This window comes from Staphylococcus sp. HMSC068C09, from assembly GCF_001813735.1.
Taxonomy (GTDB): domain Bacteria; phylum Bacillota; class Bacilli; order Staphylococcales; family Staphylococcaceae; genus Staphylococcus; species Staphylococcus hominis.
Genome location: NZ_KV813756.1, coordinates 296194 through 320356 on the forward strand (window position 1 = coordinate 296194; position 24163 = coordinate 320356).

General features: G+C 31.0%; 24 protein-coding genes and 1 pseudogene. 17 read left to right on the forward strand and 8 right to left on the reverse strand.

All coding sequences use genetic code 11. The features are described from left to right. Positions 1–30 precede the first annotated feature (30 nt). From rnjA to def, 3 genes are all read right to left on the reverse strand, one after another. Positions 31–1710 (reverse strand): ribonuclease J1, encoded by a 1680-nt coding sequence (gene rnjA / locus HMPREF2930_RS06200; protein ID WP_002448244.1) that lies wholly within the window; start codon positions 1708–1710, stop codon positions 31–33. Next, on the reverse strand, positions 1710–1928 hold the full coding sequence (locus HMPREF2930_RS06205; protein ID WP_002448185.1) for a DNA-dependent RNA polymerase subunit epsilon: 219 nt from the start codon (positions 1926–1928) through the stop codon (positions 1710–1712). Before HMPREF2930_RS06205 ends, rnjA begins: the two co-directional genes overlap by 1 nt. A 355-nt stretch (positions 1929–2283) precedes the next feature. After that, positions 2284–2835 (reverse strand): peptide deformylase, encoded by a 552-nt coding sequence (gene def / locus HMPREF2930_RS06210; protein ID WP_002448106.1) that lies wholly within the window; start codon positions 2833–2835, stop codon positions 2284–2286. A 134-nt stretch (positions 2836–2969) separates the two neighbouring features. Here def and HMPREF2930_RS06215 point away from each other — a divergent pair, with 134 nt between their 5' ends. The 12 genes from HMPREF2930_RS06215 to auxB all read left to right on the forward strand — a co-directional run bounded on the left by HMPREF2930_RS06215 (position 2970) and on the right by auxB (position 14865). Continuing rightward, positions 2970–3599 (forward strand): YkyA family protein, encoded by a 630-nt coding sequence (locus tag HMPREF2930_RS06215; RefSeq protein ID WP_017175751.1) that lies wholly within the window; start codon positions 2970–2972, stop codon positions 3597–3599. A gap of 166 nt (positions 3600–3765) precedes the next feature. Further along, a complete protein-coding gene (gene pdhA, locus HMPREF2930_RS06220; RefSeq protein WP_002448048.1) occupies positions 3766–4878 on the forward strand; it encodes a pyruvate dehydrogenase (acetyl-transferring) E1 component subunit alpha in 1113 nt (370 codons plus the stop codon). Between the two features lie 3 nt (positions 4879–4881). Further along, on the forward strand, positions 4882–5859 hold the full coding sequence (locus HMPREF2930_RS06225; RefSeq protein ID WP_017175750.1) for an alpha-ketoacid dehydrogenase subunit beta: 978 nt from the start codon (positions 4882–4884) through the stop codon (positions 5857–5859). Positions 5860–6080: 221 nt separating this feature from the next. Then, a complete protein-coding gene (locus HMPREF2930_RS06230; protein WP_017175749.1) occupies positions 6081–7385 on the forward strand; it encodes a dihydrolipoamide acetyltransferase family protein in 1305 nt (434 codons plus the stop codon). A gap of 3 nt (positions 7386–7388) precedes the next feature. Then, the gene (gene lpdA, locus HMPREF2930_RS06235; protein WP_002455496.1) at positions 7389–8795 is read left to right on the forward strand and encodes a dihydrolipoyl dehydrogenase; all 1407 of its coding nucleotides are present in this window, start codon (positions 7389–7391) and stop codon (positions 8793–8795) included. 144 nt (positions 8796–8939) lie between these two features. Next, complete coding sequence (locus tag HMPREF2930_RS06240; RefSeq protein ID WP_017175748.1) at positions 8940–9212, forward strand: UPF0223 family protein; 273 nt, start codon at positions 8940–8942, stop codon at positions 9210–9212. Between the two features lie 130 nt (positions 9213–9342). Next, positions 9343–9882, forward strand: a complete 540-nt coding sequence (locus HMPREF2930_RS06245; protein ID WP_017175747.1) for a helix-turn-helix domain-containing protein — start codon at positions 9343–9345, stop codon at positions 9880–9882. Between the two features lie 13 nt (positions 9883–9895). Next, positions 9896–10990 carry an ABC transporter ATP-binding protein gene (locus HMPREF2930_RS06250; RefSeq protein ID WP_017175746.1) on the forward strand — a complete coding sequence of 365 codons (1095 nt, stop codon included), beginning with the start codon at positions 9896–9898 and terminating at the stop codon, positions 10988–10990. Next, a complete protein-coding gene (locus tag HMPREF2930_RS06255; protein WP_017175745.1) occupies positions 10983–11786 on the forward strand; it encodes an ABC transporter permease in 804 nt (267 codons plus the stop codon). Before HMPREF2930_RS06250 ends, HMPREF2930_RS06255 begins: the two co-directional genes overlap by 8 nt. A gap of 5 nt (positions 11787–11791) precedes the next feature. Beyond that, entirely contained in the window at positions 11792–12601 is an 810-nt protein-coding gene (locus tag HMPREF2930_RS06260) for an ABC transporter permease (protein ID WP_017175744.1), read from the forward strand. Next, the gene (locus tag HMPREF2930_RS06265; RefSeq protein ID WP_017175743.1) at positions 12598–13671 is read left to right on the forward strand and encodes an ABC transporter substrate-binding protein; all 1074 of its coding nucleotides are present in this window, start codon (positions 12598–12600) and stop codon (positions 13669–13671) included. Before HMPREF2930_RS06260 ends, HMPREF2930_RS06265 begins: the two co-directional genes overlap by 4 nt. Positions 13672–13743: 72 nt before the next feature. Beyond that, on the forward strand, positions 13744–14865 hold the full coding sequence (gene auxB / locus HMPREF2930_RS06270; protein ID WP_017175742.1) for a lipoteichoic acid stability factor AuxB: 1122 nt from the start codon (positions 13744–13746) through the stop codon (positions 14863–14865). Between the two features lie 360 nt (positions 14866–15225). Here the strand turns inward: auxB and HMPREF2930_RS06275 are convergent, their stop codons facing one another. Next, positions 15226–16572 (reverse strand): Nramp family divalent metal transporter, encoded by a 1347-nt coding sequence (locus HMPREF2930_RS06275; protein WP_017175741.1) that lies wholly within the window; start codon positions 16570–16572, stop codon positions 15226–15228. 179 nt (positions 16573–16751) lie between these two features. Then, positions 16752–17363, reverse strand: coding sequence for a YktB family protein (locus HMPREF2930_RS06280; RefSeq protein ID WP_002448079.1), 612 nt, complete (start codon positions 17361–17363; stop codon positions 16752–16754). 354 nt (positions 17364–17717) lie between these two features. On the opposite strand from HMPREF2930_RS06280, the pseudogene HMPREF2930_RS06285 reads away from it, so the two are divergent. Together HMPREF2930_RS06285 and HMPREF2930_RS06290 are read left to right on the forward strand one after the other, a co-directional pair. Beyond that, positions 17718–17972: pseudogene (locus HMPREF2930_RS06285) on the forward strand (GNAT family N-acetyltransferase); the annotation flags it as partial. A gap of 239 nt (positions 17973–18211) precedes the next feature. After that, entirely contained in the window at positions 18212–19027 is an 816-nt protein-coding gene (locus tag HMPREF2930_RS06290) for an inositol monophosphatase family protein (protein WP_002448077.1), read from the forward strand. A gap of 68 nt (positions 19028–19095) precedes the next feature. Here HMPREF2930_RS06290 and HMPREF2930_RS06295 read toward each other — a convergent pair whose 3' ends face one another. Next, positions 19096–19287: a DUF5325 family protein gene (locus HMPREF2930_RS06295; RefSeq protein ID WP_002448174.1), complete on the reverse strand. Its 192-nt coding sequence runs from the start codon at positions 19285–19287 to the stop codon at positions 19096–19098. A 98-nt stretch (positions 19288–19385) separates the two neighbouring features. Here HMPREF2930_RS06295 and typA point away from each other — a divergent pair, with 98 nt between their 5' ends. Then, complete coding sequence (typA, locus tag HMPREF2930_RS06300; protein ID WP_017175739.1) at positions 19386–21230, forward strand: translational GTPase TypA; 1845 nt, start codon at positions 19386–19388, stop codon at positions 21228–21230. Positions 21231–21291: 61 nt separating this feature from the next. On the opposite strand, the gene HMPREF2930_RS06305 is transcribed toward typA, so the two are convergent. Continuing rightward, entirely contained in the window at positions 21292–21486 is a 195-nt protein-coding gene (locus HMPREF2930_RS06305) for a DUF2197 domain-containing protein (RefSeq protein WP_002449988.1), read from the reverse strand. 1 nt (position 21487) lies between these two features. After that, the gene (locus HMPREF2930_RS06310) at positions 21488–21973 is read right to left on the reverse strand and encodes a hypothetical protein (RefSeq protein WP_017175738.1); all 486 of its coding nucleotides are present in this window, start codon (positions 21971–21973) and stop codon (positions 21488–21490) included. Between the two features lie 138 nt (positions 21974–22111). Here HMPREF2930_RS06310 and HMPREF2930_RS06315 point away from each other — a divergent pair, with 138 nt between their 5' ends. Together HMPREF2930_RS06315 and ftsW are read left to right on the forward strand one after the other, a co-directional pair. After that, complete coding sequence (locus tag HMPREF2930_RS06315) at positions 22112–22387, forward strand: Fpa/YlaN family protein (RefSeq protein ID WP_017175737.1); 276 nt, start codon at positions 22112–22114, stop codon at positions 22385–22387. Between the two features lie 244 nt (positions 22388–22631). Further along, positions 22632–23864 (forward strand): cell division peptidoglycan polymerase FtsW, encoded by a 1233-nt coding sequence (gene ftsW / locus HMPREF2930_RS06320; protein ID WP_017175736.1) that lies wholly within the window; start codon positions 22632–22634, stop codon positions 23862–23864. The last annotated feature ends 299 nt before the right edge of the window (positions 23865–24163 follow it).

The following is a 24163-nucleotide window of genomic DNA, read 5'->3' on the forward strand; positions in this document are numbered from 1 at the left end:
ACGGTATTTCTTAAGAAATACCGTGTGTTTTTATTCTTCATTTACTTTCATAATTACTGGTAAAATCATTGGACGACGAGCTGTTTTTTCATATAAATATGGCTGTAACGTTTCAATGATTGAAGATTTAATTTGATGCCATTGAATATCATCATTTGAATTTAGTTTTGAAATAACATCCGTTTTAATTTTTCGTTGTGCATCATAAATTAATTGGCCAGATTCACGCATATAAACAAAACCACGTGAAATAATATCTGGACCTGAAAGAAGTTTATTTGTATTAAAATCAATACTTACTACAACAATAACCAATCCTTCTTCAGATAATAATTTACGATCCCGAATGACAACATTACCAATATCACCGATGCCACTTCCATCAACTAATACATTACCAGATGGAATTCGACCAGCTTTACGCGCAGAATCGTGTGTTAAAGCTAAGACATCACCAATATCAAAAATAAAGACATTTTCTTCTTTAACACCACAATCAATACCTGTTTGACCATGAGCTTTTAGCATACGATATTCACCATGAATAGGTAAGAAGTATTTAGGTTGAATTAAACGAAGCATTAACTGTTGGTCGCCTTGGGAACCATGTCCTGATGTATGAATGTTAGAAATCTTACTGTGAATAACATCAGCACCAGCTTTATATAATGCGTTAATTGTACGATTGATACTTTTAGTATTCCCTGGAATAGGAGAAGAACTGAATACTACAGTATCATCAGGTATAATTTTAATTTGTTTGTGTGTACCATTAGCGATACGTGAAAGTGCAGCCATTGGTTCACCTTGAGAGCCAGTGCATAAAATAAGTAACTCGTGTTTAGGAATATTATTAATTTTGTTAGGCTCAACAAATGTTTCTGGGGGTGCTTTGATATAACCCAGCTCCATACCAATCTTAATATTATTTTCCATTGAACGGCCAAAAGTTACAATTTTACGATTATATTTAATTGCTGCTTCCACCGCTTGTTGGACACGATAGATGTTTGATGCAAAGGTTGCGAAAATAATACGACCTTTACAGTTACGGAAAATTTTATCTACATTTTGTCCAACTTCACGTTCACTTAATGTGAAATCAGGAACTAGCGCATTCGTAGAGTCAGATAACAAGCATAATACGCCTTCTTTACCAAGCTCTGCCATTTTGGCGATATTAGCAGGCGCACCAACAGGTGTAAAATCAAATTTGAAGTCACCAGTATGGACAATTTTACCTTCAGGTGTGTCAACAACAACACCATATGCTTCTGGGATACTATGCGTAGTTAAGTAAAAAGAAATTTCAAAATGTTTAGATTTTATAACACTATCTTCTGTAATTTCATTTAAACTAGCATTACGCAGTAAATTGTGTTCTTCTAATTTATTGCGTATTAAACCTAAAGCTAAAGGGCCACCATAAATAGGCACATTAATTTGCTTTAATAGGTAGGGCACACCACCTATATGGTCTTCATGTCCATGAGTAATAAATAAACCAACAATTTTATCTTGATTTTGTTCTAAGTAGGTATAATCAGGAATAACGTAGTCTATACCTAATAAATTATCATCAGGGAACTTAATTCCAGCATCGATGATAACAATTTCATCTTTATACTCCACAGCATAAGTGTTTTTACCAACCTCACCTAAGCCGCCTAGAGCATATACACCTACTTCATTAGAATGTAATTGTTTCATTATTGAGCGTTCTCCACATTAAAGTGATCAGAATGTTCTTTTTCATATTCTAAATGTGCGCCCTCTAATTTAGTAATAAATTCGATATTATAATTGCGATCTTTTAAATAACGTCTTACTTGTTCTTCAGTTTCACCTTCAACATAAATTGTGTTTGTGTTCTCACGAACAATTACTTCGTCTTTATTATGTTGAAAAAATACTTTAAATACTGCCATGATATATATTTCCTCCTAAATAAATGTTTATTTATTGTCTTATGAGCACAAGTAGAAAATAAATAAAATATACATGTTTATTTATTTTCACATCTAACGTGAATGCTACATAACAGGTATTTTAAATTTTTAATATAAAATAATATTTATTTTACTGTGCTTAAAGGCAAATCATACATGTCGTTCATTTTTGAAAGATAGTAATTTACTATGATTTCAGTTAACTTTTATTTTACCTTATGTATCAGAATAAATAAAGCAGTTTATATGTAGTAAAAGTAGTAGAAAATTGAATAAAAAAAGAAAAGCCTAACACATTTATTACAATAATGTAAAAATGCATTAGGCTTGAATATTAAACTTCAACTGAGTCTGGTAATGGAGTAAGAGGATGATCTTTATCGATATAATCGTAGAACATAATACCGTTTAAATGATCAATTTCATGTTGAAATACAATTGCTGGATAACCTTTCAAACGTAATTTAACTTCATTACCATCAATATCATAAGCTTTAATTGTTGTTCTATAATGACGATGAACTAAACCAGGTATATTTTCATCTACGCTTAAACACCCCTCACCAGTAGGTAAATAAGCGTGTTGGACACTATGACTAATTACTTTAGGATTGACTAACATATAGTCGTAAGATTTACCTTCCCCGTCGTCAGGTAAATACACAGCTATCATTTTTTTTGAGATATTAATTTGTGGTGCAGCTAAACCTACTCCAGAGCGTAGACCGTATTTTTTAGCAATTTCATCATCTTGACTATTAATTAAAAATTCACGCATATCACGCAAAGTATTTTTATCTTCTTCAGAAAGAGGTAAATTCACGTCTTTTGCTTTTTCGCGTAACGTAGGATGTCCATCTCTAATAATATCTTTCATTGTTAACATGTTATACACCTTCCTTATATAATATAAAATATAACAGATAATATACATTTACGTACATTATATAGTTTCATTTGATTTATAAACTATCTTTATATAATATTACAATCGAAACACTATGAGGAGGAATGACATTAATGAAATTACGTAAAACCATAGTTGTTGCAGCTGCCTCTACACTTTTATTAGCTGGTTGTACAACTGATAAAAAAGAGGTAAAAGCTTATGACGAGAATGTTCAAAAAGCATTTGATAAAGAACAATCTATAAATGAGGTTAGTAAAAAACTAAATTCACTTGAAGAAAAGAAACAAGGTTTGTATAAAAAAGCAAATAGCAATGACAGTAATACACGTAGTAAAGCAGCTGACGATGTACTTGATAATATTGATAAACGAGAAAAAACCTTTGATAAGGAAGTTTCAATTTTAAAAAATTCCGAAAAGCAATTTAAAAAAGGCGATTCTCATATTAACGATATTAAAAATGATAATAAAAGAAAAGAAGTTAAACAACTTGACGATGCTATAAAAAACAAATATAAAACACATGACGACTATGCTAAGGCTTATAGAAATGTATTAAGTAAAGAAAAAGATTTATTTGAATTAGTCAAACAAGATGGAGTAACGCAATCTCAAGTAGACGAAAAAAACAATGCGCTTAATAAAGCTCAAGAAAACTTTAAGAAAAAATTCCAGGCTTATGCTAAGGCAATGAATACAGTTAATAAAGAAAAACAAGACGTCGATCATTTAATCTCTTAACATCACTAATACAGTGTTAATTGTTACATTGATACAGTTTCTCAGACTGTATCTTTTTTTAGTAATACAGAACTTTATGAAAATGTTTAACAGTCTAAAATAATTGTGGTACACTATGAGTGGATAAAATGAATTTCTATTATATGGGAAAGGTATGGTGAATTGAATGGCTCCTAAGTTACAAGCCCAATTCGATGCAGTAAAAGTATTAAATGATACTCAGTCGAAATTTGAAATGGTTCAAATTTTGGACGTAGATGGTAATGTCGTAAATGAAGACTTAGTACCTGATTTAACTGATGAACAATTAGTAGAATTAATGGAAAGAATGGTGTGGACACGTATTCTTGACCAACGTTCTATTTCTTTAAATAGACAAGGTCGTTTAGGTTTCTATGCTCCAACAGCAGGACAAGAAGCATCTCAATTAGCTTCTCAATATGCTTTAGAAAAAGAAGACTTCATTTTACCTGGTTACCGTGATGTACCACAACTTATTTGGCACGGTTTACCGTTAACTGATGCTTTCTTATTCTCAAGAGGTCACTTTAAAGGTAACCAATTCCCTGAAGGCGTAAACGCATTCAGTCCACAAATCATTATCGGTGCACAATATATCCAAACAGCTGGTGTGGCATTCGGTATTAAAAAACGTGGTAAAAAAGCAGTTGCTATCACTTACACTGGTGATGGTGGTTCTTCACAAGGTGATTTCTACGAAGGTATTAACTTTGCTTCTGCTTATAAAGCACCAGCAATCTTTGTTATCCAAAACAATAACTATGCTATTTCTACTCCACGTAGTAAACAAACAGCTGCTACTACATTAGCTCAAAAAGCAATTGCAGTAGGTATCCCTGGTATCCAAGTTGATGGTATGGATGCATTAGCTGTATATCAAGCTACTAAAGAAGCTCGTGATCGCGCAATTAATGGTGAAGGTCCAACATTAATCGAAACTATGACTTATCGTTATGGTCCACATACAATGGCTGGAGATGATCCAACTCGTTACAGAACTTCAGATGAAGATGCAGAGTGGGAGAAAAAAGACCCGTTAGTTCGTTTCAGAAAATTCTTAGAAAATAAAGGATTATGGAGCGAAGAGAAAGAAAACGAAGTTATTGAACGTGCTAAAGACGACATCAAGAAAGCAATTAAAGAGGCTGACAATACTCCAAAACAAACTGTTCTTGATTTAATGGATATCATGTATGAAGATATGCCTCAAAATTTAGCTGAACAATATGAAATTTACAAAGAGAAGGAGTCGAAATAAGCCATGGCACAAATGACAATGGTTCAAGCGATTAACAATGCGCTTAAAACTGAATTGCAAAATGACGAAAACGTTTTAATTTTCGGTGAAGACGTTGGTGTTAACGGCGGTGTATTCCGTGTTACTGAAGGTTTACAAAAAGAATTCGGTGAAGACCGTGTATTCGACACACCATTAGCTGAATCTGGTATTGGTGGTTTAGCTCTTGGTTTAACTGTAGAAGGTTTCCGTCCTGTAATGGAAATTCAATTCTTAGGATTCGTATTTGAAGTGTTTGACGAAGTTGCTGGTCAAATCGCTCGTACGCGTTTCCGTTCAGGTGGTTCTAAAACTGCTCCTGTAACAATTCGTACACCATTTGGTGGTGGGGTACACACTCCAGAATTACACGCAGATAACTTAGAAGGTATTTTAGCTCAATCACCAGGTATTAAAGTAGTTATTCCATCTGGTCCTTATGATGCTAAAGGTTTATTACTTTCATCAATTAGATCAAACGATCCAGTTGTATATTTAGAGCACATGAAATTATATCGTTCATTCCGTGAAGAAGTTCCTGAAGAAGAATATACAATTGAAATTGGTAAAGCAAATGTCAAAAAAGAAGGTAATGACATTACATTAATTGCATACGGTGCAATGGTACAAGAATCTGAAAAAGCTGCAGAAGAACTTGAAAAAGAAGGTTACTCTGTAGAAGTTATCGATTTACGTACAGTTCAACCAATCGATATTGATACATTAGTTGCATCAGTTGAAAAAACTGGTCGTGCAGTAGTTGTTCAAGAAGCGCAACGTCAAGCTGGTGTTGGTGCTACTGTAGCAGCTGAATTAGCTGAACGTGCTATTCTTTCATTAGAAGCTCCAATTGCACGTGTTGCTGCTGCTGATACTGTATATCCATTTACTCAAGCTGAAAACGTTTGGTTACCAAATAAAAATGATATTATTGAACAAGCTAAAGCTATTTTAGAATTCTAATAGTATATACAAAACAGTAAGCTATATATGAATCTATATATTTAAAATAAGTATTTTCTATTTATTTTATGTATATATAATTAGTATATATAATTAATTGTAAACTAGAGACGTAGGACAAAATGATAAAGTGTAAACAGACACGACATATTATTCTGTCCTTCCTCTATGTTATAAATTTATTTAAATAATAAATATTTAAATCTTAGGAGGATAAGAACGTGGCATTTGAATTTAGACTACCCGACATTGGTGAAGGTATCCACGAAGGTGAAATCGTTAAGTGGTTTGTTTCAGCCGGAGATACAATTGAAGAGGATGACGTATTAGCAGAGGTTCAAAATGATAAATCTGTAGTAGAAATCCCATCTCCTGTAAGCGGTACAATTGAAGAAGTAGTAGTTGAAGAAGGCACTGTAGCAGTTGTAGGTGATGTCATTGTTAAAATTGACGCACCAGATGCAGAAGAAATGCAATTTAAAGGTCATGATGATGACGATGCTTCATCTAAAGAAGAAGAACCTGCAAAAGAAGAAGCTAAAACTGAAGAAACTCCAGCAGCTTCAACATCACAAGATGAAAAAGTAGACGAAAATAGACGAATTAAAGCAATGCCATCTGTACGTAAATATGCACGTGAAAAAGGCGTGAACATTAAAGCAGTTTCTGGTTCAGGTAAAAATGGACGTATTACTAAAGAAGACATCGATAACCACTTAAATGGTGGCGGTGCTCAAGCAGCAACAGCTTCAAATGAAAGTGCAGCTGCTTCAACATCAGAAGATACTTCTGCAGTTCAAACTCAATCAGTACTTGAAGGAGACTTCCCTGAAACTACAGAAAAAATCCCTGCTATGCGTAAAGCAATTGCTAAAGCAATGGTTAACTCAAAACACACTGCTCCACACGTAACATTAATGGATGAAATTGATGTTCAAGAATTATGGGATCACCGTAAAAAATTCAAAGAAGTTGCAGCTGAACAAGGTATTAAATTAACATTCTTACCATATGTTGTTAAAGCGCTTGTTTCTGCACTTAAAAAATACCCAGCACTTAATACATCATTTAATGAAGAAGCTGGTGAAATTGTACACAAACATTACTGGAATATCGGTATCGCTGCAGATACTGAAAGAGGTTTATTAGTACCTGTAGTTAAAAATGCAGATCGTAAATCTATTTTCCAAATCTCAGATGAAATCAATGAATTAGCTGTTAAAGCTCGTGATGGTAAATTAACATCTCAAGAAATGAGCGGTGCTACATGTACAATTAGTAACATCGGTTCAGCTGGTGGACAATGGTTCACTCCAGTTATCAATCACCCAGAAGTAGCTATTTTAGGTATTGGACGTATTGCTCAAAAACCTATTGTTAAAGATGGTGAAATTGTAGCAGCTCCAGTATTAGCATTATCATTAAGCTTTGACCACAGACAAATTGATGGTGCAACTGGTCAAAATGCTATGAATCATATCAAACGCTTATTAAATAATCCAGAATTATTATTAATGGAGGGGTAAAACATGGTAGTTGGAGATTTCCCAATTGAAACAGATACTATTGTAATCGGAGCAGGTCCTGGTGGATATGTTGCTGCAATTCGTGCAGCTCAATTAGGACAAAAAGTTACTATTGTTGAAAAAGGTGACTTAGGTGGTGTGTGCTTAAACGTTGGATGTATTCCATCAAAAGCGTTATTACATGCTTCTCATCGTTTCGTAGAAGCTCAACACTCTGAAAATTTAGGGATTATTGCTGAAAGCGTATCACTTAAATTTGATAAAGTTCAAGAATTTAAACAATCAGTTGTTAATAAATTAACTGGCGGTGTTGAAGGTTTATTAAAAGGTAATAAAGTTGACATCGTTCGTGGTGAAGCTTATTTCGTAGATGAAAATAGTTTACGTGTTATGGATGAGAAAAGTGCTCAAACGTATAACTTCAAAAATGCTATTATTGCAACTGGTTCAAGACCAATTGAAATTCCTAATTTTGAATTTGGTAAACGCGTTATCGATTCAACAGGCGCTTTAAACTTACAAGAAGTTCCTGGTAAATTAGTAGTTGTCGGTGGCGGTTATATTGGTTCAGAACTTGGTACTGCATTTGCTAACTTCGGTTCTGAAGTTACAATTTTAGAAGGTGCTAAAGAAATTCTTGGCGGTTTCGAAAAACAAATGGTTCAACCTGTTAAAAAAGGTATGAAAGAAAAAGGCGTTGAAATTATCACTGAAGCTATGGCTAAAAACGCTGAAGAAACTGAAAACGGTGTTAAAGTTACTTACGAAGCTAAAGGTGAAGAAAAAACAATTGAAGCTGATTATGTATTAGTAACTGTAGGTCGTCGTCCAAATACAGACGAATTAGGCTTAGAAGAATTAGGTCTTAAATTTGCTGATCGTGGATTATTAGAAGTAGACAAACAAAGCCGTACTTCTATTAAAAACATCTACGCAATTGGTGATATCGTGCCTGGTTTACCACTTGCACACAAAGCAAGTTATGAAGGTAAAGTAGCTGCAGAAGTAATTTCAGGTCAAGCATCAGAAGTTGATTATATTGGTATGCCTGCTGTATGCTTCACTGAACCAGAATTAGCTCAAGTTGGTTATACTGAAGCTCAAGCTAAAGAAGAAGGTTTAGATTTCAAAGCATCTAAATTCCCTTATGCTGCTAACGGACGTGCATTATCATTAGATGATACAACTGGTTTTGTTAAATTAATTACATTAAAAGAAGATGACACAGTTATTGGTGCTCAAGTAGCAGGTAATGGTGCTTCTGATATTATTTCTGAATTAGGTTTAGCAATCGAAGCAGGTATGAATGCTGAAGATATCGCATTAACTGTTCATGCTCACCCAACATTAGGTGAAATGACTATGGAAGTTGCCGAAAAAGCTATTGGATTACCAATCCATACTATGTAATTTCCTTTTGAAATAATTGTGAATTAAATCGACGTATTTAATTGAAATAATTGAAATAACCATTTACGGTGGGACTATGATTTTTATAAGGAATCTAGTTCCACCTTTTTTTATAGAAATAAGTTTATATTTTGGAGGGTAACTATGGAATATCAATATCCACTCGATTTAGATTGGTCTAATGATGAAATGATTGAAGTTATTAAATTTTTTAATCAAATCGAAAACTATTATGAAAAGTCTATAATAGGTACTGAGTTAATGGAACAATATAAAAAATTTAAACAAATTGTGCCAAGTAAAGCTGAAGAAAAACAAATTTTTAAAGAATTTGAAGAAAAAAGTGGCTATAATAGCTATAAAGTAATCCAAGAAGTTAAAAAGCATCCTGATCGAGAAAATTTTAGTAAACATTAAGATTGCTAATTCAATCTCAATTTTTTAATATACCTATTGAATTTAAAGCTGTATTTTGTTATTTTTATTAAGCATTAAACAAAATGTTTGATAATAGTAAACAATATACAGCTTTTTTAGGTGGTTAGTTATGCAGATTGGATATAAATTAAAAAATTTAAGACGTCAAAAAAATCTTACTCAAGAAGAGTTAGCGGAACGAACTGATTTATCAAAAGGATATATTTCACAAATTGAAAGTGAATATGCGTCTCCAAGTATGGAAACATTTTTAAATATATTAGAAGTATTAGGTACTACACCAAGTGATTTTTTTAAAGAAAAAGCGAAAGAGAAAGTATTATATAAAAAAAGTGAACGAACTATTTATGATGAATATGACAGAGGATATATTTTAAATTGGGTTGTACCTAGTTCAAATGAATATGAAATGGAACCTCTTATATTAACAATTAAGCCTGGATCATCGTACAAATCTTTTGAACCTTCTGAATCTGATACCTTTATTTATTGTTTAGAGGGATGTGTAATACTTACGTTAGGTAAGGAGCGCTATCAAGCTTATGAGGGAGATGTACTTTATTTTAGAGCAAATGAATTACATCAATTACATAATCATTCAGAAAATGAAGTTAAAATTCTAATTGTAGCAACAGCATCATATTTGTAAAGGAGGAAATGGATTGGAATCACTATTATCTTTTAAAAAAGTTACTAAGAAATTTAATGATACAACAATATTAAATAATATGAACTTAGATATTGAATCGGGATATTTTTATACGTTACTTGGTCCCTCAGGTTGTGGTAAAACTACGATTTTAAAGCTTATTGCAGGATTTGAACAACCTAATGAAGGTCAAATTATTTATAAAAATCAGTCTATCGAAAAATTACCTGCAAATAAACGTAAAGTAAATACAGTATTTCAAGATTATGCTTTATTTCCTCATTTAAATGTATATGAGAATATTGCTTTTGGTTTAAGACTAAAAAAGTTTTCTAAACAAGAGATTGATAAGGAAGTTAAAGAAGCATTAAAACTTGTTAAGCTCACAGGTTATGAACAACGTCATATTGATGAAATGAGTGGGGGACAAAAACAAAGAGTCGCTATTGCCAGAGCTATTGTAAATAAACCTGAAATTTTATTATTAGATGAATCTCTTTCGGCACTAGATTTAAAATTACGTACTGAAATGCAATATGAACTTCGTGAGTTACAAAAAAGATTAGGCATCACTTTTATTTTTGTTACTCATGATCAAGAAGAAGCATTGGCACTTAGTGATTATATTTTTGTGATGAAAGATGGTGAGATACAACAATTTGGTACACCAACAGATATTTATGATGAACCAGTGAATCGATTCGTGGCTGATTTTATTGGAGAATCTAATATTGTTGATGGCACAATGGTTAAAGATTTTGTAGTGAATATATATGGTCAGGATTTTGAATGTGTTGATGCTCGGATTCCATCTGGGAAAAAAATTGAAGTAGTGATTCGTCCAGAGGATATTTCTTTAGTTGAATCGACACAAGGTTTATTCACTGCAACTGTCGATTCAATGCTTTTTAGAGGTGTACATTACGAAATTTGTTGTATTGATGAAAAAGGGTATGAATGGGTTATTCAATCTACTAAAAAGACCACAATAGGAAGTCAGGTAGGTTTGTTTTTTGAACCTGAAGCTATTCATATTATGGTTCCTGGAGAAACTGAAGAAGAATTTGATAAACGTATTGAAAGTTACGAGGATATTGAACATGCGTAATTTAAATAAATTTCTCATCATTCCATATTTATTATGGATGATTATTTTTATTATTATTCCTGTGCTATTACTTGTATATTTTTCATTTATCGATATAAATGGTCACTTTAGTTTTACAAATTATCGCCAAGTTTTTTCAATGAAATATTTAAAAATGATGTGGGATTCTATTTTTTATGCGACACTTATAACGATCATTACACTAATTATAAGTTATCCTGCAGCCTATTTTATTAGATCTTCAAAATTCCAAAATATTTGGTTACTTATATTAATCATACCAACATGGATTAATTTATTGTTAAAAACTTATGCTTTTATTGGGATTTTAAGTCACGAAGGTATGATTAATAAAATGTTAGGTATAATGCATATTGATCCCCTAAATTTGTTGTTTACATCAGGTGCGTTTTTACTTGTTGCAAGTTATATTTATATACCATTTATGATTTTGCCTATTTTTAATAGCATGAAATCAATTCCTAATAATTTATTACAAGCTTCAAGTGATTTAGGTGCAAATACATTTACTACTTTTCGTAAAATCATACTTCCTTTGACTAAAGAAGGTATAATGACAGGTGTTCAAGTCACATTTATACCAGCACTATCGTTATTTATGATTACTAGACTGATAGCTGGAAATAAAGTGATTAATATTGGTACATCTATTGAGGAACAATTTTTAGTTATTCAAAACTACGGAATGGGTTCGACAATAGCTATCTTTTTAATTGTATTTATGGCCTTTATCTTAATTATTACTAAATCTAAAGAAACAAATGGAAGAGGGTGAATTAAATGAAATGGTACGGAAAACTTTATATAGGAATATTACTTGTTGTATTATATCTTCCTATTTTTTTCTTAATGTTTTATTCGTTTAATTCAGCTGGAAATATGGTACATTTTGAACATTTTACATTAGAACATTATCAAGCTTTATTTCAAGATGATCATTTAATGTCTGTAATATTTAATACAATAGCAGTTGCATTGCTATCCGCAGCAGTATCTACTATTATAGGAACATTTGGAGCAATATCAATTTATTATTTGCGAAATAAGAAGTTTAAATTGACATTACTTACATTAAATAATGTACTAATGGTTTCATCTGATGTTGTCATAGGTGCCTCATTTTTAATTATGTTCACAGCTTTAGGACATATATTTGGATTAGGGCTAGGATTTGGAACAGTATTAGCATCGCATATTGCATTCTGTATACCTATAGTAGTCATTCTTGTGCTACCACAGCTATATGAAATGAATCATAACATGTTAAATGCAGCTCGTGATTTAGGCGCTACAGAATCTCAAGTACTCGGACGTATACTTTTACCAAACTTAATGCCTGCTATTATTGGTGGTTTTTTTATGGCACTTACCTATTCTCTAGATGATTTTACTGTAAGTTTTTTTGTGACAGGTAATGGATTTAGTGTCTTATCAGTAGAGGTGTATGCCATGGCTCGAAAAGGTATCAGTATGGAAATAAATGCTATTTCAACAATCTTATTTTTAGCTATTGTGCTAGGTATTATTGGATACTATGCACTTCAAAATACATTAAAACGTAGAAGTGCTAAAAGAGGTGCAATAGAATGAAACAATTTTTTCAGTTAATTATCGGTGCCATTGTAGTAGGATTGATATGTTTAGGAATAAGTCATTGGTTTAATTCTCAAGATCATACAAAAACTGGTAAAAAAGTCTATGTATATAATTGGGGAGAATATATTGATCCTGATTTAATAAAGAAATTTGAAAAAGAGACAGGTATGCAAGTTGTTTATGAAACGTTTGATTCGAATGAAGCCATGGAAGCAAAAATTAAAAATGGTGGTACACATTATGATGTTGCATTTCCAAGTGAATATACGGTTCAAAAATTAAAAAGAGAACATTTATTAGAACCTTTAGATCATCAGAAAATACCCAATATTAAAAATTTGGATTCTGATTATATGAATATGGCTTATGATCCACATAATACCTATTCACTACCCTATTTTTTTGGAACGGTAGGTATTCTATACAATAAAAAAGCGTATCCTAATGAACAATTTGATAGTTGGAGCGATTTATATCAGTCTAAATACAAAAATGACATATTACTTGTTGACGGGGCTAGAGAAATTATAGGGTTAGCTTTAAATAAATTGGGTTATAGTTTAAATGATTCCAATCCTGTTCATATTAAGCAAGCAGAACAAGACTTACAATCTCTTACACCTCAAGTTAGAGGGGTAGTAGGCGATGAAATTACTATGATGCTTCAACAAAATGAAGGCCATATTGCTGTAGTATGGAGTGGTGTAGCAGCACCACTTGTTCAAGAGGGAGATACTTATGATTATGTGGTTCCTAAAGAAGGTTCGAATGTATGGTTTGATAACATGGTTATTCCTAAAACTGCTCAAAATAAAGAAGGCGCATATCAATTTATTAACTTTTTATTAGATGCTAAAAATAATAAACAAAATACAGAATGGGTTGGGTATGCTACTCCGAATAAGGCGGCTAGAAATTTATTACCTAATAACATAAAAAATGATCACCGTTTTTATCCAACTCAAAAAGAACAAAAACGATTAGAAGTTTATAAAGATTTAGGGGAGAAAACATTAGGAGAATATAACGAAAGTTTCTTGAATTTTAAAATGTCGTTAAAATAAGTGATAATTAGTAGTTATTTTCCTATAAATTAGATATAATAATTTGACAAGTCAATTAAGGAGTTGTAATAAATGTCAGGAGAACGATACACACAAATCAAACGACCTGTGAGCCGTTTAACTGAGAAACTTTTAGGTTGGATTAGTTGGATTTTCTTATTAATATTAACGGTTATTACAATGTTTATTGCACTCGTATCATTCAGTAATGATACATCAATTCAAAATCTTGAAAATTCCATGAATAATAATCAATTAATACAACAAATACTAGTTAACAATAGTCTAAATACGACTCAATTTGTTATATGGTTACAAAATGGAATTTGGGCAATTATCGTGTACTTTATCATTTGTTTATTAATTTCATTTTTAGCTTTAATTTCTATGAATATTAGAATTTTATCTGGAATATTATTTTTAATTGCTTCCATTATTACTTTGCCTTTAGTGTTATTATTTATTACATTAATTATTCCAATCTTCTTCTTCATTACAGCGATTATGATGTTTGCAAGAAGAAGTAAATTAGAAACTGTTCCAGCATATGGTTCTACTTACGATTATCCCCCTTATTATAATCAAAGAGATGATTATGATGATAGATATTATTATGAAGAAGAACCTACTCAATATAATGATGAAGAAGAGTACATAGAACCACCTCGTAAGACTAAAAAATCAGAACGTCGTACTCGTCGTAAACCTTCAAGTTATTATAATGAAAGAGAACATGATTATGAGGATTATAATCATATTAATCAAAATAATAATGAGCAAGATTTTAATGATGATATTGAGGAAGATAAATATAATCAATATCCTAAACGTGCTGTAACAAGTGAATATCAACAATCTTCAAATGATGATGATACTTCTGGCGTGCTTTCAAGACAAAGAAAGTATAAATATAAATCAAAAAATAGTATGCCGAATGAAGTTAATGATGATGAAAATAATGTAGAAACAGACTCATATATTGATAAGAAAGAACAAAAAGCACAACGTAAAAGAGAAAAAGCGGAATTACGTGCTAAGAAAAAAGAAAAACGTAAAGCTTATAATCAACGTATGAAAGAAAAAAGAAAGAATCAGCCAAGTGCTGTTAATCAACGTCGAATGAATTATGAAGAACGTAAGCAAATTTTAAATAAAGAAGAAAACAAAGAGAAACACTCAGTTGATCAAGAATAATTGAAGGTTATTAGTTTTACGTATAGCTCCCAAGCAATTTGAATTAAATTGCTTGGGAGTTTATTTATCGTCAATAAAAATAAAATTGGATAAGTATGTAATAATAGAAAGATATAAATTAAAATAAAATGCATACATCATTGAAATGATATAATCGCAATAATCAGTTCTATTGGAGTATTTGTAAAACCTACATTAATATTAAAAATTAAATCTATACTATTCATATTATGACATTGATATGAAAGTTTAATATAGTGTGGTTTGCAATGATATTATGGAAGTTATAATGAATTAAAAGAATACAGAGAAAAACTATTGTTAAGATATCATGTTCAATACCTTAACAATAGTTTTATTTTATGCAAAAAATTCTTTAAATGTTTCGATAATTAAATAAACATTAAGTAGGCTTAGAATAATAATTAAACTCCAAGAACAAAAGTTAATCCAGTTTTTATTATAAAAAGGGCCCATTAATTTTTTGTTGCTTGTTGCAAGTTGTAAAGGAATGAGTGAAAACGGTAAAGCGATACTTAAAAATACTTGAGAAAGTACTAAAAGTTGTTCCATTTTATTTTCATTACCTTTAAATACAATTAAACAAATTATAACAGGAATGACAGCTAAACCTCTAGTTATTAATCGTCTTAACCAATTTGGAATTGATAATCTTAAAAATCCTTCCATAACAATTTGACCTGAGAGTGTTCCAGTGATTGTAGAATTTTGTCCAGATGCAAGTAGTGCAATAGCGAATAATGTACTCATGATACTGCCAAGTACTGACCCTAGAAGCGGCTGAGTTTTAAGGGCATGATATAAATCATAAAATCCTCCTAATTTATCAGCATTAACACCATAAAATAGTGCAGCACCTAATATAAGTAACAAGCAATTTACTATAAAAGCGATGCTTAATTGTATATTAGAATCAATTGTTGCATATTTAATTGCTTGTGCCTTATCGTTCTCATTAGTTCTATCATATTTACGTGATTGTACAATCGAAGAATGTAAATAGAGATTGTGAGGCATAATTGTAGCACCAATAATCCCTAAAGCAATATACAGTACACTATGATTTGTAACGATATCCTTATGAGGAATAAACCCGTTAAGAATATTAATCACTTTAGGTGATGAAATAAATACTTCGAATAAGAAAATAATTAGAACAGTAAAAATTAATGTTCCGACAATCGCTTCGATTTTTCTGAAGCCAAATTTCATAATAAAGAGTAAAAGAAAAACATCTAAAACAGTTATAAGTGCACCTATAATTAAAGGAATATTAAACAATAAGTCTAGAGCTATTGCACTTCCGATAATTTCAGCAATATCTGTAGCGATAATAGCTAGTTCTGCTATTATCCAAAATATAATTGCTAACGGGCGATTTAAATAATGACGTGTCATTTGTGCTAAATCCATCTCTGTAGCAATACCTAATCTAACTGTCATGCTTTGCAAAAGCATTGCAGCTAAACTAGAAATTAAAATAATAAAAAGAAGAATATAGCCAAATTGTGCTCCGCCTTGCATAGATGTAATCCAGTTACCTGGATCCATATATCCCACCGCTACTAATAATCCTGGACCTAAAAAAGCTAAAAATTTTTGGCTTGCACTTTTATTACTATTAAAGTCTACTGTATTATTAATTTCGTCTAAGCTACGTTGTTTTTTATTACTCATATAATTCATTCATACACTCCTAAAATCTTTTTAATTATATTAACCTAAATATATTTTTAGGTCAACCTAAAAATGTTGTAAAAAAGAATATTACTGAATTTAGATGGATCTTCAAGACAGTGAGTGATTACCAATAAAATAAAAAACACCTGAGACTTCTAGTAAAGTCCCAGGCCGAAGAATAGTATTTATTCATATAATTTTAAGAATTCATCAAATGTTTCTTTAATAAAAGCTAAAAATGTTTCATCTGATTTTAATCGTTCATCACTAGGGGCTAAAGTACGTGCTATAAAAAATTCTCCTTTTTTCACATTTTTAACACGATCAATAGCTTGATGTAAATCAGTATCACTTAAATCTTTGATATATTGTTTATCTTTTTTCATGTGATTTAAACTAATTTGATAATCATTTGGAAGTTGTTTTAATGCATTAAAATGTTTGTCAAAAACTTTAACACGTTCTTCTTTATTTTTTCCTTCATGCATTATTCCATACATGATAAATAATTGATCCCTAAAAAGGCCAATTTGGAAGTGGGGTAACATTTTATAACCACGTTTATTAGGTGCAAAAGCGACCCAGGTATCTATAGGAGGATTAACACTTCTACGCGCATGTTTAGCAACATGTGCATAAAATGTTTCTCCAGTTTGAGAAGTGAAATACTCACTAAAATAATCGCCTAACTGATGTAATTGAGGTCTAATATATTTATTTAAAGCTTCCATTCGTTCATCTAAACCCTCAACGTCAAATGCTTTAAAATCTTTAGGTGTAAATGTGTATTGTGTCATTGATCTTCCTCCTATTTTAATAGTATGTTGAGTTTATTGTAGCATATATTTCAAAGTGATAATGATAGAATAGTAATATACAATATAGATAGTTAATTTAAACTAATAAGGTAGAGTCAGTACCTAGATGTTAGTCATTTAATTTTTAGGATTTTACCCCTCGTGGTTAGGAGAGTGTCATGAGATTAATAAAAGTAAAAGAAAAAAGACTATAATACAATACTAAAAATTTGGGAGAAATCTGTAGTAAAAACACATGATTTTTTTAAAGAAGAAGATAGAATGCAATTAAAAAATGACCTTCTAACTTATTTAAAATATGTAGATGCATATCTATGATTTTATGATAAAGAAGTTATTGGTTTTTCGGGAATTAATGATGAAAATTTGGAAATGTTGTTTATAGATCCTAAACATTTTAATAAAGGTTACGGTACAATCATACTTCAGTCACTGATTCAAGAAGATAAAATCCAATATGTAGATGTTAATAAAGATAACCAACATGCATTGAAATTTTATATTAAAAATGGTTTTAAAGCATATAGTGAATCTCAAAAAGACAATCAAGGTAGAGATTACCCGATTTTACATTTAAAATTAGCTTAATGATCTTTTATTTATTTATCTTCCATAATTATAAGATGAATGTACATATTTATTCATATATTTTAAATGTTTTCAGTCTTTTATATCATGGATTTGATAGGTTGCTTTTATTGGCGACCTATTTTTATGCTTATAAACTATTCATAAGAGTTTAATATATAGTGATGAAGGTATAAAATGATGTATAACAATTATAAAATTGATTTGATGTATAATAGTAAGCAACAGGAGATGATAGTATGTCGCTATATGATTTTGCTAAAGGCTTAGTTTTAGAAGCAGGAAATAAAGTTAGAATAATGATGAAGGAAGAATTAAATATTGAAACAAAATCAAATCCGAATGACTTAGTTACAAATGTTGATAAAGCTACTGAAAATTATATATATGATGCGATTACCCATAGTTATCCAGAACATCGTGTTATTGGGGAAGAAGGACATGGTCATGATTTAACTCATGTTGAAGGGGTCGTATGGGTAGTGGATCCAATTGATGGCACATTAAACTTTGTACATCAAAAAGAAAATTTTGCTATCTCAATTGGTATCTATCGAAATGGTAAACCATACGCTGGCTTTGTATATGATGTAATGAAAGATGTTTTATATCATGCCAAGGTAGGTGAGGGTGCATTTGAAAATAAACATCCATTATCTACGATTGAATCTACCACCCTAAAGAAAAGCTTAATTGGTATCAACCCAAATTGGGTAACCAAACCTAAAATGGGTCCTATATTTCAAGATATAGTAAATGATGCAAGAAGCTGTAGAGCATATGGTAGTGCAGCTTTAGAAATTATAAGTGTAGCTAAAGGACAATTGGCTGCTTATATCACACCTAGATTACAGCCTTGGGACTTTGCTGGTGGTCTTATTGTATTAAATGAAGTTGGAGGCGTAGCTAGTAACTTATTAGGTGAACCATTAAATATTTCAAGTGCGAATTCAGTATTAGTAGGAAATTCAAATATTCATAAAGAAATATTAGAAATTTATCTAGCACCTAATACGGCTACTTTAATAGATTTACATCAACGCTTTAAAAAATAAAAAATCTTATTTCAATAAAAAAAGCTTGAGACAAAAATATCTCAAGCTTTATATATCTTAATGGTTGATTATAGCCAATTGTTTTCACGATACTTTTTCTTAAGCGTAAATCCGGCGCCAAACGTTGCAATGAAAAGAATAAATGTTAAAATCATCATTGGAATACTTCCGGCACCCACGCTGAAACTAAAGAGCACTAAAAATATAACTGCTACAATAGAAAGTATCCAGAATATACCTTTAGATTTTGGTTTTTCCATCCCCATCCCCACCTTTTAGTTATCTTTTGTTAATATTATGATATAATAAAAAAGTTGCAATTAAAAGTGGGAATTTACTCAAGAAAGGATATTATAAAATGACTAATAGAAGAGAAGATGTTCGTAATATTGCAATTATTGCTCACGTCGACCATGGTAAAACAACACTAGTTGACGAATTGCTTAAACAATCTGGAATCTTCAGAGAAAATGAGCATGTTGATGAAAGAGCAATGGACTCTAATGACTTAGAAAGAGAACGTGGTATTACAATTCTTGCTAAAAATACTGCGATAAATTATAAAGGTACAAGAATTAACATCTTAGATACACCAGGGCATGCTGACTTTGGTGGTGAAGTTGAACGTATCATGAAAATGGTAGATGGTGTTGTACTTGTTGTAGATGCCTACGAAGGTACGATGCCACAAACACGTTTCGTACTAAAAAAAGCATTAGAACAAAATTTAAAACCTGTTGTAGTAGTTAATAAAATTGATAAACCTTCTGCTAGACCAGAAGCGGTAGTAGATGAAGTATTAGATTTATTTATTGAACTTGAAGCAAATGATGAACAACTTGATTTCCCAGTTGTTTATGCATCAGCTGTAAATGGAACAGCGAGTCTTGATCCTGAAAAACAAGATGAAAACATGCAGTCTTTATATGAAACAATTCTTGATTACGTGCCTGCTCCAATTGATAACAGTGATGAACCACTACAATTCCAAGTAGCATTATTAGACTATAATGATTACGTTGGTCGTATTGGTATTGGTCGTGTATTTAGAGGTAAAATGCGTGTCGGCGATAATGTATCGCTTATTAAATTAGATGGTACAGTGAAAAACTTCCGTGTAACAAAAATCTTTGGTTTCTTTGGTTTAAAACGTGAAGAAATTGAAGAAGCACAAGCGGGAGATTTAATTGCTGTATCAGGAATGGAAGATATCAACGTAGGTGAAACAGTTACACCACATGATCATCAAGAAGCGTTACCAGTATTGCGTATTGATGAACCTACACTTGAAATGACATTCAAAGTAAATAATTCACCATTTGCTGGTCGTGAAGGTGATTTTGTAACTGCTCGTCAAATCCAAGAACGGTTAGATCAACAACTTGAAACAGATGTATCTTTAAAAGTTACACCAACAGATTCTCCAGATACGTGGATTGTAGCTGGCCGTGGAGAGTTGCACTTATCTATTTTAATTGAGAATATGAGACGTGAAGGGTTTGAACTTCAAGTTTCTAAACCTCAAGTTATTTTACGTGAAATTGATGGTGTATTAAGTGAACCATTTGAACGTGTTCAATGTGAAGTTCCATCTGAAAATGCTGGAGCAGTGATTGAATCACTTGGTGCGCGTAAAGGTGAAATGTTAGACATGTTAACAACTGATAATGGATTAACACGTTTAATCTTTATGGTACCTGCACGTGGTATGATTGGATATACAACTGAATTTATGTCTATGACACGTGGTTATGGCATTATTAATCATACATTTGAAGAATTTAGACCTCGTGTTAAAGCACAAATTGGTGGCCGTCGTAATGGTGCATTAATTTCAATGGATCAAGGACAAGCAACAGCCTATGCCATCATTGGTCTAGAGGACCGAGGTGTAAACTTCATGGAACCAGGTACTGAAGTTTATGAAGGTATGATTGTAGGAGAACATAACCGTGAAAACGACTTAACAGTTAATATTACTAAAGCTAAACATCAAACTAACGTACGTTCAGCAACAAAAGATCAAACTCAAACAATGAATCGTCCAAGAATTTTAACGTTAGAAGAAGCATTAGAATATATTAATGATGATGAATTGGTTGAAGTAACGCCTCAAAGTATCCGTTTAAGAAAGAAAATTTTAAATAAAGCTGCACGTGAAAAAGAAGCGAAACGTGTAAAACAAATGATGCAAGATCAATAAAACTAATAAAAAGACGCAACATCAAATTTGATGTTGCGTCTTTTTATTATTGAAAAGTATACTATAAGTTTTCATTTGGAAAATGGAGATTAAATTTACGATTTTCATTTGGTCGTTGTCTAGGTGTGTCTAATCGACTTTTACAGTCACTACACATGAATGTTTTAATTGGATTATTACGTAGACGTTTAGCTTCAACTGTACGTTCATCAATTAAGACCTTAGTATCACAAATAATACATTGTACTTCTCGCAACTTAAATCACCTCAATACGAGTTACATATTTAAAGTGATATGAATAGGCGTTCTCCTCGGGATTATAAACAAAGCTATCTACTGAATTATCATCGTACAATCGCTTACCATCTTTAGCAAATTGGAAAAATAGATAAGGTAATAATTCTAATGGAATTTCAATTGAAGATGTATCATTTGAAAGTTTAATTGTAGTTGCACTTTCTAAAGGCTCTGCATTTTTAAAAAATGGTGTCATATTTATTGCAAATGAATCTTCTAATACAGCACGTTTACGATACTTAATTTCAGAGTTTAATGTAGGAGGATTGGTTTGTCCTTCTAAAATAGCCCTATTCCATTCGCGGTTATCTTCAAATTTAATAGGTTTAGTTCCTTCAAAAATACCGTTTTCAATATCTTCTATTTTTACTTTTCTATCATCAAAAATCCATGTTGTACTATCTAAAGTAATAGGAAATTTGACGTCTCCTTTAATTTGAATCATCTTGCCCACTCCCTAGTTTCAATCTAACCATTATTTTATCATATTTAAAATGAAGGGTTTATTGAATAAACTTGCTTTTTAAAAGGTAGTAGGATAAACTTCTGATATGAAGATATTTAATGATAGGGGGAGAATGTGATGCCGAAGCAAATGAACATAAATAGTGCAGCTTATGAGCAATTAAATCAAGATGCTGACCGAATCTTGCATTTAATTAAGGTTCAAATGGATAATTTAACTATGCCATCTTGCCCACTATATGAAGAGGTTCTCGACACACAAATGTTTGGTTTACAAAAAGAAGTAGACTTTGCTGTGAAACTTGGTTTAGTTGATAAAGAAGACGGTAAAAATTTAATGCTTCGTTTAGAAAAAGAATTATCTAAATTGCATGAAGCATTCACAAACGTATAACTCTAAGTCTAATGCTTTGAATATGAAAGTGTTATAATGAGCAAGAATTAATAGATGTAATAATTTATGATAGTGACTGAAATGTTATGTAAATAATATTTTCAGTCCTTTTATTTTATTTTTTACGTTTATGTTTGTTAATTAATAATTACAAAGTATATAATAGTTTAGACAGAATTTAATTTGATAAATCGTTTTAATGAGCATATATAGTTTAAATTTTTAGAATTGGATGATCTTTTTTATGAATAATTTAAAAAATATATTTCGATACATAGGTAGAACCTCTAAGTTTATCGATTATCCATTATTAATTTCATATGTTATTTTGTGTTTTATAGGTTTAGTGATGGTTTATAGTGCCAGTATGGTGGCAGCTACTAAAGGAACGTTAACAGGTGGCGTTGAGGTTTCAGGTACATATTTTTATAACAGACAATTAATTTATGTTATCATGAGTTTCATTATTGTTTTTTTTATTTCATTTATGATGAATATAAAAGTCTTTAAACAATCAAAAGTTCAACAGTGGATTATGATTATCATCTTTGTCCTTTTATTTTTAACATTATTGGTAGGTAAAAATATTAATGGTTCAAAAAGTTGGCTTGACTTAGGATTTATGAATTTACAAGCTTCAGAGTTGCTAAAAATTGCTTTAATTCTTTATATTTCTTATGTATTAAGTAAAAAATTACCGCAGTTAAGAGGTAATTTAAGAATTATCAAAGGGCCAATTATTTTAATTATCCTTTGTTTAGGTTTAGTACTTTTACAAGGAGATATTGGACAAACATTATTAACATTAATTATTATATTAGCAATGTTTTTATTCGTAGGTATAGGTGCTAAGAAAATAGTAAAAGGACCTATTTTATATATTATTCTTGGATTTATTCTTATTGCTGGGTTCTTTATTTTCACTGGAATGATGCCAGAATATTTAAAGGCACGTTTTAGTACAATTTACGATCCTTTTAGTTCTTCTTCTGGAACTGGGTATCATTTATCCAATTCATTAATGGCAATCGGAAATGGAGGATTATTTGGTCGAGGATTAGGTAATGGAATCATGAAACTTGGCTATCTTCCAGAAGCGCATACAGATTTTATTTTCGCAGTAATTTGTGAAGAATTAGGACTGATTGGTGCCTTATTAGTAATAGGATTATTATTTTTTATTGTATTCCGTGCATTTATATTAGCCACTAAAACATCTTCATATTTTTATAAATTAATATGTGTTGGTGTAGCGAGTTATATTGGTAGTCAAACGTTCGTAAATTTAGGAGGTATATCAGCTACGATTCCTCTTACAGGGGTTCCTCTTCCATTTATAAGTTTTGGTGGTTCATCAATGATCAGCTTAAGTATTGCTATGGGATTATTATTGTTAGTAGCAAGACAAATTAAAGTTGAAGAAAAAAGAGCAATAAAAAATAAAAAAACAAAAGTGGATATTCCTAGACAATATTAAAATCATTTAATGATAGATGTAAATATGTAACTAACATTATTAAGAGTGGAAGCAAGAATTAAAAAATTTGCTTCCACTCTTTTTACATTTATGTGACAAGTTAAAGGATTACTAGTCTACAGTAGCGTCTTCAAACTATAAATGATAATATAAAGTTATTAAGTATAATAATTATTAATGATTACATTTTAAAATAGTGATTAAGCTAACCTAGTTACTATATTTTCATTTTATAAATTGTATGTAAAAAAGTATTAGCTTTCTCATGTATTTTAAGATAAAATTTTATTATCTAATTA